Source organism: Paraburkholderia graminis C4D1M (assembly GCF_000172415.1).
Classification (GTDB): Bacteria; Pseudomonadota; Gammaproteobacteria; order Burkholderiales; family Burkholderiaceae; genus Paraburkholderia; species Paraburkholderia graminis.
This window is the reverse complement of the sequence record NZ_ABLD01000010.1, coordinates 28,346-53,358: the sequence shown is the minus strand read 5'-3', so window position 1 is coordinate 53,358 and position 25,013 is coordinate 28,346. Positions and strand designations below refer to the sequence as shown.

22 protein-coding genes, 2 tRNA genes and 1 pseudogene are annotated in these 25,013 nt (G+C 63.7%); 10 read left to right on the top strand and 15 right to left on the bottom strand.

Going from position 1 to position 25,013, the window contains the following annotated elements; translation table 11 throughout:
• Positions 1-47 precede the first annotated feature (47 nt).
• Positions 48-121, top strand: a tRNA-Gly gene (locus BGRAMDRAFT_RS17570).
• Between the two features lie 67 nt (positions 122-188).
• Here the strand turns inward: BGRAMDRAFT_RS17570 and BGRAMDRAFT_RS17565 are convergent.
• Positions 189-461 (bottom strand): aggregation-promoting factor C-terminal-like domain-containing protein, encoded by a 273-nt coding sequence (locus BGRAMDRAFT_RS17565; protein WP_006050149.1) that lies wholly within the window; start codon positions 459-461, stop codon positions 189-191.
• Between the two features lie 548 nt (positions 462-1,009).
• Between BGRAMDRAFT_RS17565 and trmB the strand changes: the two genes are divergently transcribed.
• The gene (gene trmB / locus BGRAMDRAFT_RS17560; protein ID WP_006050148.1) at positions 1,010-1,792 is read left to right on the top strand and encodes a tRNA (guanosine(46)-N7)-methyltransferase TrmB; all 783 of its coding nucleotides are present in this window, start codon (positions 1,010-1,012) and stop codon (positions 1,790-1,792) included.
• Positions 1,793-1,899: 107 nt separating this feature from the next.
• On the opposite strand, the gene BGRAMDRAFT_RS17555 is transcribed toward trmB, so the two are convergent.
• The 3 genes from BGRAMDRAFT_RS17555 to BGRAMDRAFT_RS34555 form a co-directional block, all read right to left on the bottom strand.
• The gene (locus BGRAMDRAFT_RS17555; protein WP_006050147.1) at positions 1,900-2,742 is read right to left on the bottom strand and encodes an undecaprenyl-diphosphate phosphatase; all 843 of its coding nucleotides are present in this window, start codon (positions 2,740-2,742) and stop codon (positions 1,900-1,902) included.
• 87 nt (positions 2,743-2,829) lie between these two features.
• Entirely contained in the window at positions 2,830-3,420 is a 591-nt protein-coding gene (locus tag BGRAMDRAFT_RS17550; protein ID WP_006050146.1) for a DUF1439 domain-containing protein, read from the bottom strand.
• A gap of 74 nt (positions 3,421-3,494) precedes the next feature.
• Positions 3,495-3,803: a YkgJ family cysteine cluster protein gene (locus BGRAMDRAFT_RS34555; protein WP_006050145.1), complete on the bottom strand. Its 309-nt coding sequence runs from the start codon at positions 3,801-3,803 to the stop codon at positions 3,495-3,497.
• Between the two features lie 266 nt (positions 3,804-4,069).
• Here BGRAMDRAFT_RS34555 and hemN point away from each other — a divergent pair, with 266 nt between their 5' ends.
• Together hemN and BGRAMDRAFT_RS17535 are read left to right on the top strand one after the other, a co-directional pair.
• The gene (gene hemN / locus BGRAMDRAFT_RS17540; RefSeq protein ID WP_006050144.1) at positions 4,070-5,455 is read left to right on the top strand and encodes an oxygen-independent coproporphyrinogen III oxidase; all 1,386 of its coding nucleotides are present in this window, start codon (positions 4,070-4,072) and stop codon (positions 5,453-5,455) included.
• Between the two features lie 106 nt (positions 5,456-5,561).
• Positions 5,562-5,646, top strand: a tRNA-Leu gene (locus BGRAMDRAFT_RS17535).
• 141 nt (positions 5,647-5,787) lie between these two features.
• On the opposite strand, the pseudogene BGRAMDRAFT_RS17530 reads toward BGRAMDRAFT_RS17535, so the two are convergent.
• Positions 5,788-7,193: pseudogene (locus BGRAMDRAFT_RS17530) on the bottom strand (amino acid permease).
• Positions 7,194-7,408: 215 nt separating this feature from the next.
• Between BGRAMDRAFT_RS17530 and BGRAMDRAFT_RS17525 the strand changes: the two are divergent.
• Entirely contained in the window at positions 7,409-8,422 is a 1,014-nt protein-coding gene (locus BGRAMDRAFT_RS17525) for an alpha/beta fold hydrolase (RefSeq protein WP_006050141.1), read from the top strand.
• Positions 8,423-8,444: 22 nt separating this feature from the next.
• Here the strand turns inward: BGRAMDRAFT_RS17525 and BGRAMDRAFT_RS17520 are convergent, their stop codons facing one another.
• The 9 genes from BGRAMDRAFT_RS17520 to BGRAMDRAFT_RS17480 form a co-directional block, all read right to left on the bottom strand.
• The gene (locus BGRAMDRAFT_RS17520) at positions 8,445-9,281 is read right to left on the bottom strand and encodes a M55 family metallopeptidase (RefSeq protein WP_006050140.1); all 837 of its coding nucleotides are present in this window, start codon (positions 9,279-9,281) and stop codon (positions 8,445-8,447) included.
• On the bottom strand, positions 9,281-10,378 hold the full coding sequence (locus BGRAMDRAFT_RS17515) for a DmpA family aminopeptidase (RefSeq protein WP_006050139.1): 1,098 nt from the start codon (positions 10,376-10,378) through the stop codon (positions 9,281-9,283). Before BGRAMDRAFT_RS17515 ends, BGRAMDRAFT_RS17520 begins: the two co-directional genes overlap by 1 nt.
• Positions 10,375-11,280: a glutathione ABC transporter permease GsiD gene (gene gsiD / locus BGRAMDRAFT_RS17510; protein ID WP_006050138.1), complete on the bottom strand. Its 906-nt coding sequence runs from the start codon at positions 11,278-11,280 to the stop codon at positions 10,375-10,377. The genes BGRAMDRAFT_RS17515 and gsiD overlap by 4 nt, the downstream gene beginning before the upstream one ends.
• A 7-nt stretch (positions 11,281-11,287) precedes the next feature.
• Positions 11,288-12,208 (bottom strand): glutathione ABC transporter permease GsiC, encoded by a 921-nt coding sequence (gene gsiC, locus BGRAMDRAFT_RS17505; protein WP_006050137.1) that lies wholly within the window; start codon positions 12,206-12,208, stop codon positions 11,288-11,290.
• A gap of 118 nt (positions 12,209-12,326) precedes the next feature.
• A complete protein-coding gene (gsiB, locus tag BGRAMDRAFT_RS17500) occupies positions 12,327-13,889 on the bottom strand; it encodes a glutathione ABC transporter substrate-binding protein GsiB (protein WP_006050136.1) in 1,563 nt (520 codons plus the stop codon).
• 123 nt (positions 13,890-14,012) lie between these two features.
• A complete protein-coding gene (locus tag BGRAMDRAFT_RS17495; protein WP_006050135.1) occupies positions 14,013-15,935 on the bottom strand; it encodes a dipeptide ABC transporter ATP-binding protein in 1,923 nt (640 codons plus the stop codon).
• A 59-nt stretch (positions 15,936-15,994) separates the two neighbouring features.
• Positions 15,995-16,996 carry an isoaspartyl peptidase/L-asparaginase family protein gene (locus BGRAMDRAFT_RS17490; RefSeq protein ID WP_006050134.1) on the bottom strand — a complete coding sequence of 334 codons (1,002 nt, stop codon included), beginning with the start codon at positions 16,994-16,996 and terminating at the stop codon, positions 15,995-15,997.
• Complete coding sequence (locus BGRAMDRAFT_RS17485) at positions 16,993-17,976, bottom strand: MurR/RpiR family transcriptional regulator (RefSeq protein ID WP_006050133.1); 984 nt, start codon at positions 17,974-17,976, stop codon at positions 16,993-16,995. Before BGRAMDRAFT_RS17485 ends, BGRAMDRAFT_RS17490 begins: the two co-directional genes overlap by 4 nt.
• Positions 17,977-18,133: 157 nt before the next feature.
• Positions 18,134-19,387 (bottom strand): MFS transporter, encoded by a 1,254-nt coding sequence (locus BGRAMDRAFT_RS17480; protein WP_006050132.1) that lies wholly within the window; start codon positions 19,385-19,387, stop codon positions 18,134-18,136.
• A 93-nt stretch (positions 19,388-19,480) separates the two neighbouring features.
• Here BGRAMDRAFT_RS17480 and BGRAMDRAFT_RS17475 point away from each other — a divergent pair, with 93 nt between their 5' ends.
• Together BGRAMDRAFT_RS17475 and BGRAMDRAFT_RS17470 are read left to right on the top strand one after the other, a co-directional pair.
• The gene (locus BGRAMDRAFT_RS17475) at positions 19,481-20,200 is read left to right on the top strand and encodes a pseudouridine synthase (RefSeq protein WP_006050131.1); all 720 of its coding nucleotides are present in this window, start codon (positions 19,481-19,483) and stop codon (positions 20,198-20,200) included.
• Positions 20,201-20,422: 222 nt separating this feature from the next.
• Positions 20,423-20,611, top strand: coding sequence for a hypothetical protein (locus tag BGRAMDRAFT_RS17470; RefSeq protein WP_006050130.1), 189 nt, complete (start codon positions 20,423-20,425; stop codon positions 20,609-20,611).
• Between the two features lie 103 nt (positions 20,612-20,714).
• Here the strand turns inward: BGRAMDRAFT_RS17470 and BGRAMDRAFT_RS17465 are convergent, their stop codons facing one another.
• Complete coding sequence (locus tag BGRAMDRAFT_RS17465) at positions 20,715-21,773, bottom strand: Rossmann-fold NAD(P)-binding domain-containing protein (protein WP_044021327.1); 1,059 nt, start codon at positions 21,771-21,773, stop codon at positions 20,715-20,717.
• A gap of 137 nt (positions 21,774-21,910) precedes the next feature.
• Here BGRAMDRAFT_RS17465 and BGRAMDRAFT_RS17460 point away from each other — a divergent pair, with 137 nt between their 5' ends.
• From BGRAMDRAFT_RS17460 to BGRAMDRAFT_RS17450, 3 genes are all read left to right on the top strand, one after another.
• Positions 21,911-22,942, top strand: a complete 1,032-nt coding sequence (locus BGRAMDRAFT_RS17460; protein WP_006050128.1) for a CDP-6-deoxy-delta-3,4-glucoseen reductase — start codon at positions 21,911-21,913, stop codon at positions 22,940-22,942.
• A gap of 261 nt (positions 22,943-23,203) precedes the next feature.
• Positions 23,204-24,388: an acetylornithine transaminase gene (locus BGRAMDRAFT_RS17455; protein WP_006050127.1), complete on the top strand. Its 1,185-nt coding sequence runs from the start codon at positions 23,204-23,206 to the stop codon at positions 24,386-24,388.
• A gap of 19 nt (positions 24,389-24,407) precedes the next feature.
• On the top strand, positions 24,408-24,875 hold the full coding sequence (locus BGRAMDRAFT_RS17450) for a GNAT family acetyltransferase (RefSeq protein WP_044021325.1): 468 nt from the start codon (positions 24,408-24,410) through the stop codon (positions 24,873-24,875).
• The last annotated feature ends 138 nt before the right edge of the window (positions 24,876-25,013 follow it).

Below are 25,013 nucleotides of genomic sequence, written 5' to 3'. Positions count from 1 at the left end.
GCGCAATTTGCGCTTGCTGCCCTTTCGCGAGTAAAATAGCGCGCTCTGCGGGCGTCGTATAATGGTAATACCCTAGCTTCCCAAGCTAGAGCCGTGGGTTCGATTCCCATCGCCCGCTCCAGATACTTTCCGGCAGTTGCCCAATCGTTGCCGCTGTTCCGTGGAAAGTATCTGCATTCCCCAAAACTTCAAATCCAGTGATTCGCTTGCCACACCAACCGTGCGGACGCCGCATGGTGATAGCGGCCGAGAATATATCGAATACCGCCGCGGCATTCTTCCACGGCATCGCCGAATGATTCGATGCCGCCCGGATTCAATTCATATTGCGACGGCAGCAATTGAAAAAGCCCACGCGCGCCCGACTTCGAATTGCGCAGATTGACCGCGCCGCCCGACTCCTGCGCCATCAGCCACAGCAGGTCGTTGTATTGCGTCAGCGGCACGCGTTCAATCAGCATCGCTTTACGAAGCGCATTGCGTGAAGTAGCCGGAACACGGTTCGGCTCAATTGCGATCCAGCTGGTTTTCGGTGCTTTTGCTTCGCGGTGACTGTGTGCGTGCTGACTCATAACGGATATTCGCGTGAATTAATCGTTGGAAAGAAGAAATGGCTTACAGAACGATTAAATCACATAACCGGCGATTTCCGTTATCGAAACGTAATGTCGCCTGGTTCGCCGTTGCTGCCAAGTGGACTCTGTCTGGACGCGCCCTTTTGCGTTGTGCTACCTTACGCGCACTTGCAACGCCCGCTCCACCTGACTGCCGAGCCTTCGGCGGAAATCAAGCACGAGCCGCCTCGACGAAGGCGGCTTTTTTATAGCGACGGCTGGCCGGCGCGGCAACCCGGCGCGATCGCATGGCAGCCGACGCGGCAATCGGCGCGCACAATATGCCGCCGACGCGGCCTACGCGCCGCGCGCGGCGGCGGCGTCACAAAGCGCCCAAGCGCCCGATGCCCCATGCCCACGCCAACCGCGACCTTCACCTTGTAGCAGCATCGACCATGATCCACGATACCCACGACGCCGGCTTGCCCGACGAACTCCCGACACCCTCCAGCGACACCGACGCGCACCAGACCGACGCCGAAGCGTTGCAAGACGAAACCCTGCACCGCCGACGCATCCGCAGCTTCGTCACGCGCGCGGGCCGCGTGTCGACCGGCCAGCGCCGCGCGATGGACGAACTCGGTCCGCGCTTCGTCGTGCCGTTCGCGCCGCAGCAGCCCGACTGGAACAGCGTGTTCGGTCGTGAAGCGCCGCGCGTGCTCGAGATCGGCTTCGGCATGGGCGCGACGACGGCGGAGATCGCCGCACACCGTCCGGCCGACGATTTTCTCGGCGTCGAAGTGCATGAGCCGGGCGTCGGCGCGTTGCTGAAGCTGATGGGCGAGCAGTCGCTCACCAACATCCGCATCATTCAGCACGACGCCGTCGAGGTGCTCGAACAGATGATCGCGCCCGATAGCCTCGACGGCGTGCACATTTTCTTTCCCGACCCGTGGCACAAGGCGCGCCATCACAAGCGCCGCCTGATTCAGCCGAAGTTCGTCGCCCTGCTCGCCTCACGGCTAAAGCCCGGCGCCTATCTGCATTGCGCGACCGACTGGCAAAACTACGCCGAACAGATGCTCGAAGTGCTGAGCGCGGAGCCGTCGTTGCAGAACACCGTCGACGGCTATGCGCCGCGGCCTGACTATCGTCCGGTGACGAAGTTCGAGCGGCGCGGTCTGCGGCTCGGCCACGGCGTGTGGGATCTCGTGTTCCGCAAGCGCGAGATCGCGTAAAGGCGAAAGCGCTCACGGCCTGGACATCGGCCTCGGCCAATAAAAAAGGTCCGCCAACATAATTGGCGGACCTTCTTTTTTGTCTCGCGCAAAAGAGCGCGCCGGCGTCAATCCGTCCAGCTCAACGCGCCGCTATAGCCGACCAGCAGAATCAGCAATCCGAAGCCGATGCGATACCACGCGAACGCCGTGAAATCGTGCCCGGCAATATAGCGAAGCAGCCAGCGCACGCACAGAAACGCGCTGACAAACGCGGCCACGAAACCGAGCGCGAAGATGCCGAGTGCGTCGACGGACAACAGATGCCAGTCCTTGTACAACTCGTAGGCCGTCGCGCCGAACATGATCGGAATCGCGAGGAAAAACGAAAACTCCGTCGCCACGCGGCGGTCGAGACCAAACAGCATCCCGCCGATGATCGTCGACCCCGAGCGCGACGTGCCGGGGATGAGCGCGAAGCATTGGGCCAGGCCAACTTTCAGCGCGTCCATTGGCGTCATGTTGTCCACGTCGTGCACGCGGGCGGCCTTGCCTTCGCCGCCTTGCCCGCGCTGCCGAGCCTCGGCCCACAAGATGACGACGCCGCCCACGACGAGCGCGAACGCGACCGGCACCGGCGAAAAGAGCGCCGCCTTGATCGACTTTTCGAGCAGCAGTCCGAGCACGATCGCTGGAATGGTTGCGATGATTACATTGAGCGTGAAGCGCCGCGCCTCAGGACGGCTCGGCAAGCCGGTCACGACGCTGGCGATGCGCCGGCGAAACTCCCAGCACACCGCGAGAATCGCGCCGAGTTGAATCACGACGTCGAAGGTCTTCGCGTGTTCGTCGGTGAAATTGAGCAGACTGCCCGCGACGATCAGATGCCCGGTGCTCGACACCGGCAAAAACTCCGTCAGACCTTCGACGATGCCCAGAATCAACGCCTTGCAAGCCAATAACCAGTCCATCCGTGCCCCTCATCGCTATTGATTGTCGAATGCCGGAACTGGCAGGAGCAGCACGGCGACGCGCGGCCCTGCCGGCCGCGCACAGCGTCATTTCTCGACGATTTGCACGCGTATACCGTTTGTAAGGATCGTGATTGTACCGGGTTCGTAGTTCACTCCGGCAAATTGCAACTGTTCCGGCTTGAACGTGTAGATCGGGTAGTTGCTCAGCAACTGCGTCGCGAGGACGGCGGCGGCAGCATTGATCTGTTGCGTGTACGCCTGCGCCTGGCCGCTCACGCTGACGTTGTCGACATTCGGCGATTTAAGCACGACGGACCGGCTCGCGGCATCGTACGCGAGTTCGCTCGACAGTGTGAAAACGCCGTCGACCGGCTGCGGCATGAAGGGGCTCGCGAGGTGCGCGTCGAGCTTCACGGAGACGCGATTTGCGTCCGGCAGCAAGCCGACCACCGGATGGCTCAACGCGACGTCGAACACCTGAGAAACCGTACGCTGATACGGAAATTTCCGCTGCACGGCGTCCTGCACCTGCTGCTGCGAAAACGTGTAGTGCGACGGAATGAACGGAAAAGTCGACGTCGCGCACGCCGCGAGCGAGACGGCGCCAAGCGCGCTCGCGCCTGCCAGCGCGGCGAATAAAAAACGGCGCCGGGCCGGCGCAACCAATCGAGCCATACGGTTTCTCCAATCGACCACAGTTGAGGGCTTAGCCCTCTGTCAAAGCACTTGTTTCATCGCACTTGTTTGATTCAACGCGCGGGCTGCGTCTGCGCCTCCAGTTGCGTGAGCCACAAAAGCGCTTGCCCTCGATCGTCTCCGCACATCTCGGCTTGCGGCTGCAGTCCCGAACAGCACGCGGGACGCTCGGGCTGTCCGAAGATCGCGCAACGCAAATCGTCGCCAAGCTGCACGCAACGCACGCCTGCCGGTTTGCCGTTCGGCATGCCCGGAATGGGGCTCGAAATCGACGGCGCGATGCAGCACGCGCCGCAATCGGGCCGGCACGCATGATCGGTCAGAGACTCGCGTTTTGCAACGCGCCCATACACATCGTTCACGACGAAAATTCCTGGATTCGAACAACGGCGCCGCAGCGCCAGTCCCGCATTGTGCCACCGTGTCGCGTGCGACCTTTTTACACAATCGCGCGCGAGGCGGCTCCCCTACACTGGCTCTCGATCTGAGGATCCGAAGGATCTAAATAAAGGCCACGCTCACGAGGCGCCCGAGTACGTCGCACGCAGTTCCCACGCGGTCCGCAAAAAACCATGCGCAACCGGCGCGACTCGCGCCTCTTATCGCGGCCGTCGAATACAAGCCACTCATGACCAACGCCAATTCGCTCTTTCGCCCCGACCTGCTCGCCAAATACAGCGCGAACGGCCCACGCTATACGTCCTATCCAACGGCCCTTCAGTTCCGCGACGACTTCGACCTCGCCGACTATCTGCGCGCGGCAGCCGATCCCGGCGCGTCCGCTGCGGACCTCTCGCTGTACTTCCATATTCCGTTCTGCGACACCGTCTGTTTCTATTGCGGCTGCAACAAGATCGCAACGAAAAACCGCGGGCGCGCGCGCCCGTATCTGGAACAGTTGAAGCGCGAAATCGCCTTGCAGGCAGCGTGTTTCGACACGCGCCGGCCGGTGTCGCAATTGCATCTGGGCGGCGGCACGCCGACCTTCATGTCGAACGACGAACTCGCCGAATTGATGAGCGCGGCCCGCGAGCACTTTACCTTGCTGCCCGACAGCGAAGCCGAATATTCGATCGAAGTCGATCCGCGCGAGGCCTCGCCCGATACGATCGCGCATCTGCGCAAGCTCGGCTTTAATCGGCTGAGTCTCGGCGTGCAGGATTTCGATCCGCTCGTGCAGCAGGCGATCAACCGCATCCAGCCGCTCGATATGACCGCGTCAGTCATGCAGGCTGCGCGGCACGTGGGCTTTCACTCGATCGGCGTCGATCTGATCTACGGACTGCCGCATCAAACGGTGTCGAGCTTCAGCCGCACGCTCGACACGATGATCGAGCTCGCGCCCGATCGCCTGTCGGTGTTCGCGTACGCGCACATGCCGAAGCTCTTCAAGATGCAGCGTCAGATGGACGCCGCGGCGCTGCCCTCGCCTGCCGCGCGTCTCGCTATCCTGCAACGCGTCGTGGAGCGTCTGACCGCGGCCGGCTACGTGTACATCGGCATGGATCATTTCGCGCTGCCCACCGACGAACTCGCGCGCGCCCAGGCACAGCGGACCTTGCACCGCAATTTCCAGGGCTACAGCACGCGCGCCGAATGCGATCTGATCGGCTTCGGCGCGTCGTCGATCGGCAAGGTCGGCGACGTCTACGCGCAAAACGCAAAAGATCTGCCGGCGTATGGCGCCGCGATCGACGCGGGCCGACTCGCGATCACGCGCGGCGTGCGCCTCACCGCCGACGACCGTTTGCGGCGCGACATCATCACCCAGTTGATGTGCAATCTGGAACTGCGCTTCGACGAATTCGAAGCGATGTACGGCATTCGCTTCGCCGATACGTTCGAGCCGGAACTCGAACGCTTGCGCGGCTTCGAGCAGGACGGCCTCGTGTCGGTCACGGACCGCAAGCTCGAAGTGCGGACCGCCGGGCGCATGCTCGTGCGCAACATTGCGATGGTGTTCGACCGCTATCTCGGCCAGCAGACGCTCGAACGGTTTTCGCGCACTGTCTGAACGACTGGCGAATGGCGGCTGGGGGCGGCTTGCCCGTCGGCGGATTTTCGGCCATAATCTGCGTCTTCGCCGCGCGAGAGTTTTTAACGCGTGTGCCGCAAGATCTGCCCAGGTGGTGAAATTGGTAGACGCAGGGGACTCAAAATCCCCCGCCGCAAGGCGTGCCGGTTCGATTCCGGCCCTGGGCACCATCAAGTTTCCGAGCAATACCCAAGCAACACAAAGAAAACCCGCGCCGGCTGAACGCTTCGCGGGTTTTTCGTTTTTTGGCTTTCGCCATCTTGTCGCGCGGTTTGAGCAGCGCGACAGCAACCCGTCGCGCCATCTGATCGTCAACTCTGCCGCCCAACCACCCGCGCAGCACTCCCATGCGCCGCCGCGCGCCTGCGCTTGAACTCATAACCCGCCCACATCACCACAAGCCACACCGGCACGAGCCACACGGACACGGACAAACCGGGCGTCATCGCGAGAATCACGAGGATCAGCGCCATGAACGCGAGGCAGATCCAGTTGCTCACCGGAAACCAGAACGACTTGAAGACGAGCGTCTCGCCCGCGGCGACCATCGCCCGGCGCGACTTCAGATGCGTCAGGCTGATCAGCGCCCAGTTCAGCACCAGCGCGGCAACCACGAGCGCCATCAAGAGGCCGAGCGCTTCCGCGGGAATCAGATAGTTGACGATCACGCACGTGAACGTGGCGAGCGCCGACAGGCCGATCGCCATATACGGCACGCCGCGCCGATCGACCTTCATCAGCGCGCGCGGCGCATTGCCCTGTTCCGCGAGACCGTACAGCATGCGGCTATTCGCATACACGCCGCTGTTGTACACGGACAGCGCCGCCGTCAGCACCACGACGTTGAGCACGTTCGCGGTCAGCGTCGAACCGATCTGCGAAAAGATCATCACGAACGGGCTGCCGCCGGCCGCGACCTCGTTCCACGGATACAGCGAAAGCAGCACCGCCAGCGAGCAGATGTAGAAAATCAGAATCCGGTAGATGACCTGATTCACGGCCTTCGGAACGCTCTTTTGCGGCTCGTCGGCCTCGGCTGCGGTGATGCCTATCAACTCCAGTCCGCCGAACGAAAACATGATGACCGCGAGCATCGTGAAGAGGCCATGAAAACCATGCGGGAAAAATCCGCCGTGGCTCCAGAGATTCGTGACCGACGCCTGCGGTCCGCCGTGGCCGGGAAAATAAGCAGATAGCCCGCCCGAAGCAGGGATCCATGCCGATCACCGGCCACGACCCTTGACGATCGCAAACCCAGAACTCGGTTTTCGCCGTACGCCTTCACGTTCGCGAGATTGATCGCGTTGATGCCGGCAAAGCAGACGAGCGCCGATACCCACGTCGGCACACCCGGCCACCAGTAGTGGACATACGTGCCGACCGCCGTCAGTTCGGCCATGCTGACGAGCACGTACAACACCCAGTAATTCCAGCCCGACAGGAAGCCGGGAAAGTCGCCCCAATACTTGTACGCGAAGTGGCTGAACGAGCCCGCCACCGGTTCCTGCGCAACCATCTCGCCCAACTGCCGCATGATCATGAACGCGATGATTCCGCCGATGGCGTAGCCGAGAATCATCGACGGGCCGGCGGCCTGCAACACGCTCGCCGAGCCGAGAAAAAGGCCCGTGCCGATCGCGCCGCCGAGCGCAATGAGTTGAATATGGCGATTCTTGAGCCCGCGCTTCAGGCCCTCTTGCTGTAGTGCATTGTTCAAATTGCGCCCCAGTGTATGGATTTCGATCGCCCGACAGCAGACTTGTGGCCCGCCCCGGCAGAACCGAAAATTTTACCCCGGCCGATATTGCCCAAATACTGGTGTCAACCCGCGCTTCGTGCCGCGCCGCACTTGCCTCCGCCGAATGTGATTGTCACTGCGGCGCCGGTTCGGTATGTTGCCGTAGTCGGGTTGGCCGTCTCCGGAGATTCAGCATGTCGCCCAAAAAACGCCTCGTTTGCGCTGCCGTCTTGTGTCTTTGTTTTGCGAGCCGCGGCGCGTTCGCGCAGACTTACACGCCGGCTCCGGCGCCCGAGCCTGCAACGTCTGCCGCACCGGGCGTGGTGCCCATGCCGGGCCCGGCTGCCGAATCTTCCGCGCCCGCTGTACGGGATCGGATGCCCGGCCAGGCGCCTGCCGCCGAAGCCAGCGCCGCCGCCGCGCCCGCTCCCGCTTCAGGCGCGCCGAGCACACCGTCCGCACCACCCGCCAAAGCCGCCGCCGCGCCGCCCGCCACCGCGCCCATGACCGGTCCCGTGCGCAACGTCGTGCTGGTCCACGGCGCATTCGTCGACGGTTCGAGCTGGAACGGCGTGGTCGCGAAGCTGCAGCAAAAGGGCTATCGCGTGAGTTCGGTGCAGAACCCACTGACCTCGCTCGCCGACGACGTCGCCGCGACACGCCGCGTGCTGGCTCGCCAGCAAGGGCCGACGATACTCGTCGGTCACTCGTGGGGCGGCGTCGTGATTACCGAAGCGGGCGCGAATGCGCCGAACGTCGCGGGCCTCGTCTACGTGGCGGCCGTTGCGCCGGACTTGCACGAGTCGACGACGGACCTGCTGAAGCGCGCCGCGCCGATGCCGGCGGGCGCAGGCATCACGAAGGATGCAAGCGGCTTCCTGTGGCTCGATCGCAGCAAGTATCACGCGGATTTTGCCGCCGACGTCCCCGAGAACGTGACGCGCGTGCTGTCCGCGGCGCAGGTGCCGATCGCCGCGACGGCCTTCGGCGAAACGGTCAGTCAGGTCGCGTGGAAAGAGAAGCCTTCGTGGTACGTGCTGACGACGAAAGACCGCGCCGTGTCGCCGGACGTCGAGCGATTCATGGCCGAGCGGATGGGCGCGAAGGTCGTGCCGATTGCGTCGAGCCATCTCGCGCCGGTCTCGCACGCGGGCGCGATCGCGGACGTGATCGACCGCGCCGCGCGCGAATTGAGCCGGCAGCAGTAGGCGTAGGCCCGCAACACACTCGCTACCGCAGCATGAACGACATCGCGGACAGGCAGTTGAGCATGCGCACCACATGTTCCGCCGACGCCGCGCTAAAGCGCAGCGTGACCGCATCGACGCGCGTCATGGTCGGCCACTGACAGAAGAGATCGGCGAGCGCGCTGGTCTGCACGCGCAGTTCGCACTCGACGGGTTTTGCTGCGGCGGCGCGCGTTGCTTGCGGTGCGCGTCCTTCGGCGAGATGCTGCTGCACGACTTCGCGCGCCGCGCTCTCTATCGCCGCACGAGCGTTTGCCGGCGATTGCGTGACGCCGCTCGCGTGCCCCGTCGCGCTCTTCGTCACGACAAAACGCGCGCCTGGAAAACGCGGCGCGGTTTCCTCGGCGAATACATCGTCGCCCGATAAAAGCGCTACCTGTGCGCCATATTCTTCAGCGAGCGCACCGTACAAACCGGCCTCGCCCACCTCCACGCCGTTCAGCGAAACGCGCGCGAACGCAAAGCTGTTGATGGTGTGCGCGAGAATGCCGCGCGTTTGCGACATCGCGTGATAGCCGATCATGAACACGAGCGACGCACCGTATTCGAGGCCCGCCATCATGCCGAGCGTGCGCGGTTTGCCGAGCACCACCTGAGCGCGTGCGTCGAGCAGATCGGGCAGCAGATTGCGAAAGCCGCCGTGCGAGTCGTTGACCCACACTTGCGTCGCGCCGCCCGCAAAGGCGCCTTCGATTGCGGCGTTCGCTTCGAGCGTCATCCAGCGGCGCGCGGCCTCATATTCGCCGTTGCCCGCACGCGTTTGCTCGGGGTGAAATACGCCGGCTATGCCTTCGATGTCGGCGGAAATAAGGACTTTCATCAGGGACTTTGCTTGAGTAAATGAGCGAGGTCGGGGACGCTCTCGCGCAGCGATAGACGTCGATGGCCATCGCGGCCGGTGACGGATTGCGCGCTCCACAACGCGTCGAGAATCGCCTGCTCGACGCTGTCGGCGCAGGCGCGAAAAAGCGGGTCCATGCATTGATCGGCGACGAGCGGCGGCAGCGCAATGTATTGCGCGAGATGCGGCACCGTGTAGGCCGTCGAAAAGGCGAGCGCTATGTCGCCGCTGCCGTGGCCATACACCGAACCCGTCCGCGCGAGGCCCGCTGCCGCGCGCAACGAAAGGCGCTTGAGTTGACGCGCGTCGAGCGGTGCATCGGTGGCGACGATCATGATGATCGAGCCTTGCTCGGGCTTTGTTGCATCGGCATCGGCTTTCGCTTTCGCTGCGCGTTCAGCCAGGATGCGCCCGACAGGATGGCCGTCGACAACCAGCATCGGCAAACGTCCAAAGTTAGCGAGCGCGAGCGCACCGACGACGTACTCTCGCCCCGCAACGCTCACCACGCGCGATGCAGTGCCGATGCCGCCCTTCAGATCGAAGCACGACATGCCGCGGCCCGCGCCCACCGAGCCGCTTGCCACCTTAGTTCCGGCTGCCGCGTACGCATCGTTGAAATGCTGTTCGCCGATCGCAAGCGCCTGAATATCGTTGAGATATCCGTCGTTGCATTCGAACACCAGCGGATTGACGGTCGGCCACTCGCGCCCAATGCCTGGGTTCGCGTTAATCGCCGCGCGAATCTGCGCCTGCGCCACCGCGGCCACGCCGAACGTGTTGGTCAACGCAATCGGCGTTTCGAGCGTGCCGAGTTCGTCGATCTGCACGAGACCAACGCTCTTGCCGAAGCCGTTGATCACCGACACAGCCGCAGGCACCTTGTCGACAAACGGATCGTCCGCATGCGGACGAATCACGGTCACGCCGGTTTGCAGCGCGCCTTCAGCGAGCGTGCAATGTCCGACGGTGACGCCCTCTACATCGGCGATCGTGCCCAGCGCACCGCTCGGCAATGTGCCGATATGCGGCGCGTTGTTATCAGCCTGCGAAGGTTGCGATTGCATCGAACTCATGCGCGATCGAGTTTCGGATCGAGCGCATCGCGCAAACCGTCGCCGAGCAGGTTGAACGCCAGCACGGTGAGGAAAATCGCGAGACTCGGGAACAGCGCGATATGCGGTGCGGTCACCATATCGGCGCGCGCTTCGTTGAGCATCGCGCCCCACTCGGGCGTCGGCGGCTGCGCGCCAAGTCCGAGAAACGACAGGCTCGCGGCCGTGATGATCGACGTGCCGATACGCATCGTGAAGTACACGACGACCGACGAAATCGTGCCCGGCAAGATATGACGCACGATGATGGTCCAGTCCGACGCGCCGATACTGCGCGCCGCTTCGATATACGTAAGCTGCTTGAGCATCAGCGTATTGCCGCGCACGAGCCGCGCGAACGCCGGAATGCTGAAGATCGCCACCGCGCAGATCACGTTGACCATGCCGTTGCCGAGAATCGCGACCACGCCGATCGCGAGCAGAATGCCGGGGAAAGCGAACAGCACATCGGCCACGCGCATCGTGATGCGATCCCACCAGCCTTCGTAGTAACCGGCGAGCAGCCCGAAGAACGTGCCGATCACAGCGCCTATCGCAACGGAAAGAAAGCCTGCTTCGAGCGAGATGCGCGAGCCCGCGAGAATGCGGCTGAAAATATCGCGGCCCAGTGAATCGACGCCGAACCAGTGCGCAGCGGAAGGCCCCGCGTTCAACGCGTCGTAATCGAAGAAATTCTCCGGGTCGTAGGGCACGATATGCGGCGCGGCAATCGCGACCACGACCAGCAGCAGCACGAAAATGCCGGCGGCCAGCGCCACATGCTGCTTGCGAAACTTGCGCCAGAATTCGCTCCACGGCGTGCGGATCGTGCGCTCGGCGTTCTTGGTTTTGGCCGCATTCGGCTCGGTGGCTGTCGTGCTCATGCGGGCCTCACTTGAAACGGATAGTCGGATTGATCACGGCGTACAGCACGTCCACGACCAGGTTGATGATGATGAATTCGAGCGAGAACAACAGCACCTCCGCCTGAATCACCGGATAGTCGCGCATCGACACCGCATCCACCAGCAGGCGCCCGAGGCCCGGCCAGTTGAATACGACCTCGACGACAATCGAGCCGCCGAGCAGAAAGCCGAACTGAAGCCCCATCATCGTGACGACGGGAATCATCGCGTTGCGCAGGCAGTGCTTGACGATCACGAGCCGCTCGGGCACGCCCTTCGCGCGCGCGGTGCGCACGAAGTCTTCGTTCATCACCTCGACGAACGACGCGCGCGTGAAGCGCGCCATCACTGCCGCGACGGCGGCGCCGAGCGTCAGCGAAGGAAGGATGTAGCTCTGCCACGAACCATCGCCGACGATAGGCAGCCAGCCGAGCTTCACCGAGAAGATTTCCATCAGCAGCATGCCGAGCGCGAAGGCAGGAAACGAAATGCCCGACACGGCGAGCGTCATGCCGAGCCGGTCCGGCCAACGGTTACGCCACACCGCCGACACGATGCCGATGCCCATGCCCAGCACCACCGCCCACACCATGCTCGCGAGCGTGAGCAGCAGCGTCGGCATGAAGCGCTCGGCGATCTCCTCGCTCACGGGCCGCTTGCTGCGCGTGGAAATGCCGAAGTCGCCGTGCGCGATCTTCACGAAGAAGCGAGCGAATTGCTGCGGCATCGGCTTGTCGAGTCCGAGGTCGGCGCGCACGAGAGCGACGGTCGCTTCGTCGGCATCGGGACCGGCCGCGAGCCGCGCCGGATCGCCCGGCAGCAGATGCACGAACAGAAAGACCAGCACCGCGACGATCGCGAGCGTCGGCAGCAGACCAAAGAGACGTTTGACGATGAAATTCAGCATTGAAGCTCAATCCGGCAATGATTCGGGCAACGAAATACCATGTACTGCTCATGCGAGCGCGCGGCGCCGCGCGTCCTGAAGCGTCCTGATCGACGTGCAGCGCCGCGCGCCCGGCTCGTCACTTGATGGCGATTTCGTCGAAGTTAAACGAACCGTCCGGCGCGACATACGCACCCGACAGACGCTTGCTGCGCGCATACACGACCTTTTCCTTGACGAGGAAAATCCACGGCGCGTCGGCCCAGATGCGCTTTTGCGCGTCCGTGTAGAGCGCGGCTTTCTGCGCGCGGTCGGTGGTTTCGAGCGCCTGCTTCAGATCGCTGTCGACGGTATCGTTCTTGTAGTACGCCGTGTTCATCATCTTCGGCGGGAACGAGACGGTTGCCAGCAGCGGTGTGATCGCCCAGTCGGCTTCGCCCGTCGACGACGACCAGCCCGCGTAATACATGCGCACCGGCGCAGTGGCGGCGTCCTGCGCGCTTTCGACGCGGGCGACGCGCTGACCGGCTTCAAGCGCTTCGACCTGCGCCTTGATGCCGACCTGCGCGAGTTGCTGCTGCACGAACTGAATGACCTTCTGCGCCGTCGAGTAGTTGTACGCGGACCACAGCGTGGTTTCGAAGCCGTTCGGATAGCCGGCTTCCTTCAGCAACGCGCGCGCCTTCGCCGGATCGTACGGCCACGGCCCGAGCTTCACCGCATAGTCGACGCCCTGCGGCACCACGCCGTCAGCCGGCGTTGCATAACCGGCGAACACGACCTTCGTCAGCGCTTCCTTGTTGACCGCGTAGTTGAGCGCCTGGCGCACCTTCGGGTTATCGAATGGCTTCTGATTCAGGTTCAGGCTGATATAGCGCTGAATGATCGAAGGCGATGCGATCAGATCGACCTTCGGGCTCGACTGCAATTGCGCGGCCTGCTCGAACGGCACCTGAAACGCGAAGTCCGCTTCGCCGGTACGCATCAGCGCGGCGCGCGTGTTGTTGTCGACCACCGGCTTCCAGTCGATCGCGTCGATCTTCGGGTAGCCCTTCTTCCAGTAGCCGGCAAACTTCTTCACCGTCAGGTCGCCTGCCGGGTCCCACTTCACGAATTCGAACGGACCTGTGCCGACCGGATGGAACGCGATGTCCTTGCCGTATTTCTTCAGCGCGTCAGGCGAAATCATCACCGCCGACGGATGCGCGAGCACGTTCACGAATGCCGAGAACGGCGCCTTCAGCGTGATCTTCACCGTGTACGGATCGACCACTTCGGTCTTCTCGATACGGTTGAACATGTTGTAGCGCTTGAGCTTGTTCGCCGGATCGGTCACGCGGTCGAAGTTCGCCTTGACAGCGTTGGCGTTGAAGTCCGTGCCGTCCTGGAACTTGACGCCATGACGCAGCTTGAACGTGTAGACGCGCGCATCGGGGCTCGCTTCATAGCTGTCGGCGAGCACGTTGACGAGCTTCATGTCCTTGTCGAAGCCGAAGAGGCCCTGATAGAACGACTTCGCGACGGCTTGCGAGAGCGTGTCGTTGGCATCGTAGGGATCAAGCGTCGTGAAGTTCGTGGCGACGGCCATCACTGCAGTCGTTTCGGCGTGCGCGGCGTTGCCCGCGAGCATGGCGAACACTACTGCGCCGCCGCCGAGCAGCGCGCGCAAACGAAACGGAGAAGACGGGACCAGCAGGTTCATGAGTTGGCTCCAGGCTGCGAGTTGAAACGGTTTAGGTTGTGTTTGACGACTTGCTTCGGCGTGTCGGGCCGGCGCTTTTTGCTGTGCTGCTTTTGGTTCAATCGTTCTGCTTTGACGACTCGTTCAATACGCACCGCCCACGCGATGCTGCGCGACGAAATGATCCGGTCCGACCGCGATAAGCGGCGCTACCACAGGCTCATCGTTCAATGCGCGGATCGGGCTCGGGATTTCGTCGGCGGCGAGCATGCGTTTCGCGTGACGGCGCGCCGGATCGGCAACCGGCACCGCGCCCATCAGCTTTCTCGTGTACGGATGCTGCGGCGCCTCGAACACCGCGCGACGCGGCCCGATCTCGACGATCTGTCCGAGATACATCACGGCCACGCGATGACTGACGCGCTCGACCACCGCCATGTCGTGCGAAATGAACAGATACGCGACGCCCAGTTCGCGCTGCAAATCGAGCATCAGATTGACGATCTGCGCCTGCACGGAGACATCGAGCGCGGAAACGGATTCGTCTGCGATCACGACTTTCGGATTCAATGCGAGCGCGCGCGCAATTGCAATGCGTTGCCGCTGACCGCCGGAGAATTCATGCGGATAGCGGCGCGCGGCCTCGGGCGGCAAGCCGACTTTTTCGAGCAGCCACGCGACTCGCGCTTGCGCCTCGGCACCTTGCGCGACGCCGTGCACGAGCAGCGGCTCCATGATCGAAAAGCCGACCGTGAGCCGCGGATTGAGCGACGCGAACGGGTCCTGAAAAATGAACTGGATGTCGCGGCGTAATGCCTGTAGTGACGCGCCGGTCAGCGAACTGATTTCGCGGCCGTTGAATTCGATTGAGCCGCTTTGGCTTTGCACCAGTCGCAACAACGAGCGGCCCGTGGTCGACTTGCCGCAGCCCGACTCGCCGACGAGCGCGAGCGTCTCGCCCGGCCGCAAATCGAAGCTGACTTTTTCGACGGCATGCACGCGGCCGGTCAGGCGGCCAAAGAGACCGCTTCGCACCGGAAAGCGCGTGACGAGATCGCGCACACGCAGAATAGGCGGCGTGCTTTCATCGACGCGCGGCTGCTCTTCTTTCGCGACGGCGGCCGCGGGGCGCACGGGTTCATCGGCGCCGCTCAAGCTCGCCTGCTCGACGGTCAGAATCGGAAACTTCGCGGGCTGATCGGTGCCTTGCATTGCGCCGAGACGCGGCACGGCCGCGAGCAGCGCCTTCGTATAAGCATGCGACGGAGCGGCAAAAATCGTATCCGACGCGCCCTCTTCCACTTTTTCTCCGCGATACATCACGAGCACGCGGTCTGCGACTTCCGCGACCACGCCCATGTCGTGCGTGATGAAGATCACGCCCATGTTCATCTCGTCCTGCAAGCCGCGGATCAGTTGCAGAATCTGCGCCTGAATGGTCACGTCGAGCGCGGTGGTGGGTTCGTCGGCGATCAGCAACGCGGGCTTGCACGACAGCGCCATCGCGATCATCACGCGCTGGCGCATGCCGCCCGACAGTTGATGCGGAAAGCGCGCGGCCACGCGCCGCGCCTCGGGAATGCGCACGAGTTCGAGCAGGCGCAACGTCTCGGCGAAGGCCGCGGAACGGCTCTTGCCTTGATGCAGCGAAATGGCCTCGCTGATCTGATCGCCCACCGTGAAGACCGGATTGAGCGACGTCATCGGCTCCTGAAAGATCATCGCGATGTCGGCGCCGCGAATCGAACGCATCGTGCCCGACGACGCTTTCGCGAGGTCGAGCACGTTGCCGTCGCGGCGCCGGAACATGATGCTGCCGCCGGCAAGGCGCCCACCGCCGTGCTCGATCAGCCGCATCAACGCGAGCGATGTCACCGATTTGCCGGACCCCGATTCGCCGACGATCGCGAGCGTCTCGCCGCGCTCGACCGTGAACGACAGATCGCGCACCGCGTTAAACGTGGTCTCGCCGCTGCGAAACGCAACCGACAGGTTGTCGACCGACAGCACGCGCTGCGGCGGCAAGGGTTCAATAAGCGGGCTGGCGGTGTGCGATGAAGTCGGCACGGTGGTTCCTTTAAATTCGAACGCGCGGGCGGTTCTGCAATATTATTCTGGATGACGAACTAACGGTAGATCGCCGTCACCGGCGTTTCGCCGACGCGCGCGAAACCGCGGTACATGCCCTCGGTATTGAACGGCAGCGCAATGTTGCCGCGCGCGTCGACGGCGATCAGGCCGCCGCGGCCGTCGATCTTCGGCAGGCGGTTCATCACAACGTCGTGCGCGGCGTCGTGCAACGACACGTTGCGATAGGCCATTTGCGCGGCGACGTCGTAGGCGGCGACCATGCGCATGAACATTTCGCCGGAGCCGGTTGTCGAGACCGCGCAGGTCGCGTCGTCCGCATAACAGCCCGCGCCGATCAGCGGCGTATCGCCCACGCGTCCTACCTGTTTATTGGTGACGCCGCCCGTCGATGTCGCCGCGGCCACGTGGCCGTGCCGGTCGAGCGCGACCGCGCCGACAGTACCGAACTTGCGGTTCGGATCGATCGGTTCGTGCGGCGTGGGCTCGTGAGCAGCCGTTGACGTTGACGATGACGAAGCAGCGAGGCTCGCGCCGTCGTGGTCGAGCATCGCACGTTGCTGATCGCGCGCAAGCAGCCATTGACGATGACGCGCCTCGGTATCGAAGTACGCAGGCTCGACGAATTCAAGTCCCTGCGCGGCCGCGAAACTTTCGGCGCCTTCGCCGGTGAAAAGCACATGTTCGCTGCGCTCGAGCACACTGCGCGCCGCCAGAACCGGATTGCGCACGCGCTTCACGCAGCAGACCGCGCCGGCTTCGAGCGTGCTGCCGTCCATGATCGCCGCGTCGAGTTCGTGCGTGCCCGCCGCGGTGTACACAGCGCCACGGCCCGCGTTGAACAGCGGACAGTCTTCGAGCAGCCGCACCGCTTCGCTCACCGCGTCGAGCGCGCTGCCGCCGTCCGCGAGCACGCGTTGACCGGCGCTCAGCACCGCGTGCAACGCCGCGTGATATTCGGCTTCGGCGCTCGCCGCGAGCGACGCCCGCAGGATCGTGCCCGCTCCGCCATGAATGGCAATGACTGCGTTGGTGTTCATCGTTTGAGTTTGGGTTGGGCTTTTGCAGTGCGAGGTTTTGCGACAGCAGCGCCGGCCGCTTGCGCGACCGTACTCGCCAACGCCGACGCGGAGAGCGGATCGGTAAGCCACGGCAGGACAAATTCGGTGACTTCGGCGGCCGCCTTCACCGAGCGTTTCGCGCGATACGCAACCGCGTCGCACAGCGCTTCGATCACCGCGAGAACGGCCGCGTCCGCGTTCGCCGCAAGCCGGCGTTCGGAGCGCACATACAACGACAGGTCGGCGAATTGCGCGAGCGGCGAGCGCGGACCGTCGGTGAGCGCAAGCACGCGTGCCCCGCGCGTCGCCGCACGGCGCGCGAGTTCGATGGTGTCGTCGACATAACGCGGGAAGGCGATGCCGATCACCAGGTCGCCTTTATCGCAATTGAACAGACGCCGCGCGGCATGCGACGGTCCGCCGATGAACGCGAGCGACTGCACGTTGTCGTGATAGGCCATCAGGTTGTGCTCCATCAGCCCGGCGAGAAACGCGCTCGTGCCCGCGCCGAGCACGAACACGCGGCGCGCGGCGAGAATGGCTTCGACGACGGCTTCGGCGGCGGCGCTGTCGATCGCGGTGCGCGTCAAATGCAGATTGCTGGCCGCCTGTTCGAGCGACGCGTCGACGACATCGTCGCCCGCGGCGAGCGACTCTTGCGCGCTGCGTAGCCGCTCGACCGGCGCGAGCGTCGCCTCGAAGCCGCGCACGAGCGCCTCACGGAACTGCGGATAGCCGTCGAAGCCGAGCGAGCGCGCAAAGCGATTCGCCGTTGCAACCGACGCGCCGACCACACTCGCGAGTTCGTCGATCCGCATGGTGGCCGCGCGAAACAGATTGGCCAGCACGTACTCGCCCATGCGCCGATGAATCGGCGTGAGAGTGGGCATCGCCGCTGCGATGCGCGCGGCAATGGCCTGCTCTGCCTGACTGGATGCAACGGACGGTTGATGAATCATGCGGGCGATGCAGCGCGGTAGTGTCTTTGCAACAGCGAGTTTTTAGTGGTGTAAGCGGAATGCATGAAAGTATATTTACATGGAATCGGCCAAGAAAAAAATTCATTTTCATTTTTACGGGTTTGCCCTGGCGTCCTGCACGCGATGGAATTGATCTTCAGCAAGCGGCGGCATGCTGCTGTTCGGGAATGCGGGCGAGCCGCGCGGCAGGCGACATCGCAATGATCGACGCCTGCACGAGAAACGCCGCTGCCGCGACGACGAGGCACGCGTCCACACTCCAATGCGCGCTGATCAACGCGCCGAGCAATGCGCCCGCAGGCCGCGCGCCGTAGGTGGCCGTGCTGTTGAGCGCCGAGACGCGGCCCATCATCCGTTGCGGCGTGATGGCCTGACGCAGCGTGGTCGAGCCGACCACCCAGAGGATCGGCCCAACGCCGAGCAGGAAGAAGCTCAGCAGCGCGAGCCAGAACGACGGCGCGACGAGCGTCGCCACCATCACGAGCGAAGCCAGCAGTCCGCACGACGGCCCGATCATCAGCACGCGCCCGAACGCGAGGCGTCGCGCGGTGGCGGGCGCGGCCAGCGCGCCGCACACCATGCCGACGCCATACGCGCCAAGCGTGATGCCAACCGCCGACGCACTGAGCCCGAGCCGATGCACCGCATACGCCACGTACACCGCTTGCAGCACAAAGAAGCCGAGGTTGAAAAAGACCGCGGTCGCGAGCATCGGAAGCAGTAAGGCATCGTGCCAAACAAAACGCATGCCGTCGCGCAGTTCGTGCATGAAGTGACGCGCGGGCACTGGCGCGCGAGGCGGTTCGCGCAATCCCGCGAGCAAAGCCACCGCCAACGCCGACAAGCCGGCCGCGCAGCCGTATGCCCAGCCCGCGCCGATCCAGCCGACGAGCAACCCGCCGAGCGCCGGCCCCGCCGAATAGGCAACGCTGCGCGCCAGTTCAAGGCGTCCATTGGCGCTCGCATACGCTTCGCGCGAGACGATCGACGGCACCAGTGACGGCGCGGCAACGTTGTAGGCGACCGTGCCCGTCGCGGCGATGAAACCGAGCACGCCGAGCAAGGGAAGATTGAGCGCATGAGTCAGCAGAAGCATGAGAACGCATAGCATCGCGACGACACGCAGGCTTTCGGCGAGCGCCATCAACGTGCGGCGCGAGCGGCGGTCGGCCCAGACGCCGAGCGGAATCGACAGCAACAGGAACGGCAAGGTCTGCGCTGTCTGCAACAGGCCGGTGCCGCGCGCGTCGGCGCCGAGCGCGAACACTGCGACGAGCGGCGCGGCGGCAAGACTGATCTGCTCGGCCGATTGCGCGACGAGATTCGACCATGCGAGCCGCTGAAAAGCGGCCGGCAAAGCGACACGGGATGAGGACGGCGTGGCGTGCATCGATGGCTCCTGCAACGGATTAGGAAGTGACCATCGTGGCCGCGATCGCCGCGCGGCACGCCCCGCTTCTTGCGGTGTTATTCTTCGCTCGCCATGAATCTCGAAAGCATTCTTTTCTCCCAGGGCTTCGGCTCGCGCCGTCAATGCCGCGCGCTGATTGCGGACGCTCGCGTCGCGATTGGCGGCATCGTATGCACGGACCCGGATGCGGACTTTGCAACCGACGACGCGTCGTTCAGCTTCAGCGTCGACGGTGTGCCGTGGCCGTATCGCGAGCATGCGTATCTGCTGCTCAACAAGCCGGCGGGCTATGAATGCTCGCGCGATCCGCAGCATCATTTGAGCGTGTTCAGTCTGCTGCCGCCGCAATTCGCCGAGCGCGGCGTGCAATGCGTGGGCCGGCTCGATCAGGACACGACCGGCCTGCTGCTGCTCTCCGACGACGGCAAGTTCGTGCACATGTTCACGTCGCCGAAACGCAAGGTGCCGAAGGTCTACGTCGCGACCACGCGTCACCCCATCGACGACCGGCAGTTGAGCGCGTTGCGCGATGGCGTGATGTTGCACGGCGAGTCGAAAGCGGTGGCCGCGATCGACGCTCACGCGCGCGGCGAGCATTCGCTCGCGCTTACCGTGATGGAAGGCAAGTATCACCAGGTCAAGCGGATGATCGCCGCGGCGGGCAACCGTTGCGAAGCGCTGCATCGCGAGCGCGTTGGCGGCCTTGCGTTGCCCGCGACGCTTGCGCCCGGCGCGTGGCAATGGCTCGACGAAACCGAACTCAAGCTGTTGGGATCTTCACGGACTGGGTAAACGACAACAGCGCGACAACAGCGCGACAACAGCGCGACAACAGCGCGACAACAGCGCCGCTATAGCGCACGCAACTGTCTGACGACACAGGACATTCGATGCGCGCGGACGCACATTCGCTCGCGCCCTGCATGCGTTGAACGCTGCGCCGCAGCATGCGGTTGCTCATGGCTCGCCCTATACTCGTCTAAACAAAGACTACAAAGAGTTCAAGGAGGCGCCATGATCGTCCATAACGGAATCATGAACTCATATGTGATGGTGGCGTTCGTGTGTCTCGGGGTGCTGCTGATCGGCGGATTGCTGATCGTGATGCGGCGGCGGCACAAGTACGACCCCAATCTGATCGGCGCGTTGGTCGGCGCAATGCTGTGCTTTTTGCTGCTTGAGGCGCTGCCGGCGCTGACCTGAACGGCGAAGCGAGCGGCGCATGGCGCGCAGCGGTCGCGCCGGGTTCTCTGTTGTCCGCGGCCACGCGACGTGGCTATCGCGCTTCACAGTTTGGCGTCGTTCATCACTTCGAGCGCTGCTCGCCACGCCCCGCTTCCCGCAAAAAATCCTCGACGCTCGGATAGCGCAAACGCACGCCCAGCTCTTCTTTCAGCCGGCGATTCACGAGCCGCCTCGACTCGCGCATGAACGACAACAAGGTCGGCTCGATCTGCGCTTCAGCTTGCTCCCGCGTGATGCGTGGCGGGCGGGCCAAACCGAATGCATCCGCAACAAGATCGAAGTACTCGCCCATTTTCAGCGATGAGTCGTCGGACGCGTGGATCACGCGCGCGGGCCGGCCGTGTGTCGCGAGACGCACGAGAATCGCGGCGAGGTCGTCGGCGTGAATGTGGTTCGTGTAGACGTCGTCAGTAGCGACGAGCGCGGGCGTGCGTTTTTCGAGCCGCGCAAGCGGCAGGCGATTGCCCGCATAGATGCCGGGAATGCGCGCGATGCTCGCGGCAATCGAGCCGCGCGCGGTTGCGCGCCGCAACTGGCGCTCGGCGGACACGCGGCGCTTCGCGCGCGCATTGGCCGGTTCGACGCTGCGCGTTTCGTCGATCCACGCGCCGCCGCAATCGCCATAGACGCCCGTCGTGCTCGCATAGACGAAGCACACGGGCGCGCGCGAAGCCGCGGTCCGGCGAAGGCCGTCGGGTACAATATTGGCTGGTTCTGCCGCTGTGCCTGCTGTTGCCCACGAGGCGCGAGCGCGGCGCATGCGCCCAAGCGGCGCCGAGGTTGCATAGCGTGTTGCGCGTGCCAAAGCAAAGTCGCGGCGCATGCTCAAGGTGGCGAGCAACGCGCGGGTGCGGCGGTCGTCGTCGCCGGTTTTCTGCGGGGGTGCGAGATGCAGCACGGTCGGCGCGAGACCCGCGAGCCGTTTCAGACTGCGGCGCTCGTCGAGATCGCCGACCAGCGGCGAGACGCCCGCGGCGCGCAATTCGGCGCAGCGCCCGGCGTGGCTGGTGAGCGCGAAGACGTGAGCGTGCGGCAGCAGCAGAGGCACGCAACGCATGCCGACATCGCCGCAACCTACGATCAACACGCGCGGACGGCGGAAGTTTCGTGTCGCTTTCATGGTGCAGGCATTGTAGCCGCCACGCGCCGCGCGCATCGGGCGGCAGTGGGCGCAGCCCTTGCTGCTCCTCGCTGTAGCTTCGCCGTAGCCTCGCCGTGACTTATTAACGATTACCGACTTTCCATTTCCGAACACATATGGCATTTAACGTCACGCTCCGGCAAAGCGGCCGGCAGTTTCAGGTAGAACAGGACGAACCGGTGTTGACCGCGGCCTTGCGTCAGGGCATCGGTCTGCCGTACGGCTGCAAGAACGGCGCATGCGGTTCATGCAAGGGCGCCGTGGTGAACGGCCAGGTCGAGCAGCGCGCGCACTCGTCGTCGGCGTTGTCGAACGATGAAAAGACTCGCGGCATGGCGCTCTTCTGCTGCGCGACGGCGTGCTCGGATCTGGAAATCGACATCCGCGAAGTGGCCGGCGTGGGCGACGTGCAGGTCAAAAAGCTGCCGTGCCGCGTGAACGCGATCGAGCGCAAGGCCGACGACGTCGTCGTGCTCAAGCTGCAACTGCCCGCGAACGAACGCCTTCAGTATCTTGCCGGCCAGTACCTCGAGTTCATTCTGAAGGACGGCAAGCGCCGCAGCTATTCGATGGCGAACGCGCCGCACGCCGAAGGCCCGATCGAGCTGCATATCCGCCACATGCCCGGCGGCGCCTTTACCGACCACGTATTCAACACGATGAAAGAGCGCGACATTCTGCGCTTCGAAGCACCGCTCGGCACCTTCTTCCTGCGCGAAGAATCGGACAAGCCGATCGTGCTGCTCGCGTCGGGCACGGGCTTCGCGCCGCTGAAGGCCATCGTCGAACATGCGGTGTTCAAGAACCTGAATCGCCCGATGACGCTGTACTGGGGCGCGCGTCGCAAGAAAGACCTGTATCTGCTCGAGCTGGCCGAGCAATGGGCGCGCGAGATTCCGAATTTCAAGTTCGTGCCGGTGCTGTCGGAGCCGGATGCGAGCGATGCGTGGACCGGCCGTGTCGGCTTCGTGCATCGCGCGGTGATCGAGGATCTGCCGGATCTGTCCGCGTATCAGGTGTATGCGTGCGGCGCGCCGGTCATGGTCGAATCGGCGCAGCGCGATTTCACGCAACATCATCGCCTGCCCGAAGACGAGTTCTACGCGGATTCGTTCACGAGCGCGGCGGATCTCGCCAACGCCGTCTAAGCAAAACGCCGACGCGACGCGCTGTGTGCAAATTCGTGGTTTACACCGGCGCTTGCCTTGTCGTATTCTTTCGCGCATGAACCGCATCCAGTCCGAACTTCGACGTCGCCGCTCGCCGCTTCCCTAGGGACGCCGCCGGCTTCGTCACGGATTCGCGCTACAACAGAGCGCAAGCTGTTCGAATCATGAAAGCCACGGCATGCCGTGGCTTTTTTGTTTTTCCCTCACCCACTTGTTACCCGCTGCCTGGAGCCTGCCGTCATGAACTTCAATGAGTATCCGATCGAGTCGCTGATGTACATCACGAACCGGCCCGACATCGTTTTCACGCACGGCAAGGGCTCGTGGATCTACGACAACAACGGCAAGCGCTATCTCGACTTCATTCAGGGCTGGGCCGTGAACTCGCTCGGGCACTGCAACGAAGGCATGATCGAAGCGTTGAACAAGCAGGCGCAACTGCTCATCAATCCGTCGCCGGCTTTCTATAACGAGCCGATGGCGAAGCTCGCCGGCCTGCTCACGCAACATAGCTGCTTCGACAAGGTGTTCTTCGCGAACAGCGGCGCGGAAGCGAACGAAGGCGCGATCAAGCTCGCGCGCAAGTGGGGCAAGAAGAACAAGGACGGCGCGTTCGAAATCATCACGTTCGATCACAGCTTCCACGGCCGCACGCTCGCCACCATGTCGGCGAGCGGCAAGCCGGGCTGGGACACGATCTACGCGCCGCAAGTGCCGGGCTTCCCGAAAGCGGATCTGAACGACATCGCGTCGGTCGAAAAACTGATCAACGCGAAGACGGTCGCGGTGATGCTCGAACCCATTCAGGGCGAAGGCGGCGTGATTCCCGCCACGCGCGAGTTCATGCAGCAACTGCGCGAACTGACCCGCAAGCACAACCTGCTGCTGATCGTCGACGAAGTGCAAAGCGGCTGCGGTCGCGCCGGCACGCTGTTCGCGTATGAGCTGTCGGGCATCGAGCCGGACATCATGACGCTCGGCAAGGGCATCGGCGGCGGCGTGCCGCTGGCTGCGCTGCTCTCGAAAGCCGAAGTTGCAATCTTCGAAGCGGGCGATCAGGGCGGCACCTACAACGGCAATCCATTGATGACGGCCGTCGGCTATTCGGTGATCTCGCAACTGACCGCGCCGGGTTTCCTCGAAGGCGTGCGCGCGCGCGGCGACTATCTGCGCGCGAAGCTGCTGGAGTTGTCGGAAGAGCGCGGCTTCAAGGGCGAGCGCGGCGAAGGTCTGCTGCGCGCGCTGCTGCTCGGCAAGGACATCGGCAACCAGATCGTCGAAAAGGCGCGCGACATGCAGCCCGACGGCCTGCTGCTGAACGCGGCGCGTCCGAACCTGCTGCGCTTCATGCCGGCGCTGAACGTCACGAATGAAGAGATCGACCAGATGATGGCGATGCTGCGTTCGATCCTCGACACGCTGTAATCGAAGCGGGCCACGCATGATGAGCACAATCGCCGCGCTTTCGATCCGCCGTTTCGACGCACGCGACACCGACGCCGTGATCGCGTTGTGGCAACAGGCGTTTCCCGAGTACCGGGACGCGACGAAGCCGCAACGCAACCCGCGTCTGTCGATCGCAAACAAGCTCGCGACGCAGCCCGAATTGTTCTTCGTGGCCGTGCTGGGTGAACGCGTGGTCGGCACGGTAATGGGCGGCTACGACGGCCATCGCGGCTGGCTCTACTCGCTCGCCGTCGACGAGTCGTTGCGGCGGCATGGCATCGGCTCGCGTCTGGTCGCGCACGTCGAAGCGGCGCTGACCGCGCTGGGCTGCCCGAAGCTGAACCTGCAAGTGCTGTCCGCGAAGAACGACGTGCGCGCGTTTTACGAGGCGCTCGGTTATCGCGCGGATGAAGTCGTGAGTTTCGGCAAACGTCTTGGCGAGCTGGCGGATTCTTCGCGGGGTTGAGTGCTTCGTGGTGCGGTGTGCTGCGCCGCGCCGCGCAAAGACAAAGGCCGCATGCGTTGGTTACGCATGCGGCCTTTGTTATTGAGGCTTTAGTTTGCGAGGCTTATTCGCCCAACTCATTCACCCAGCTCATTCACC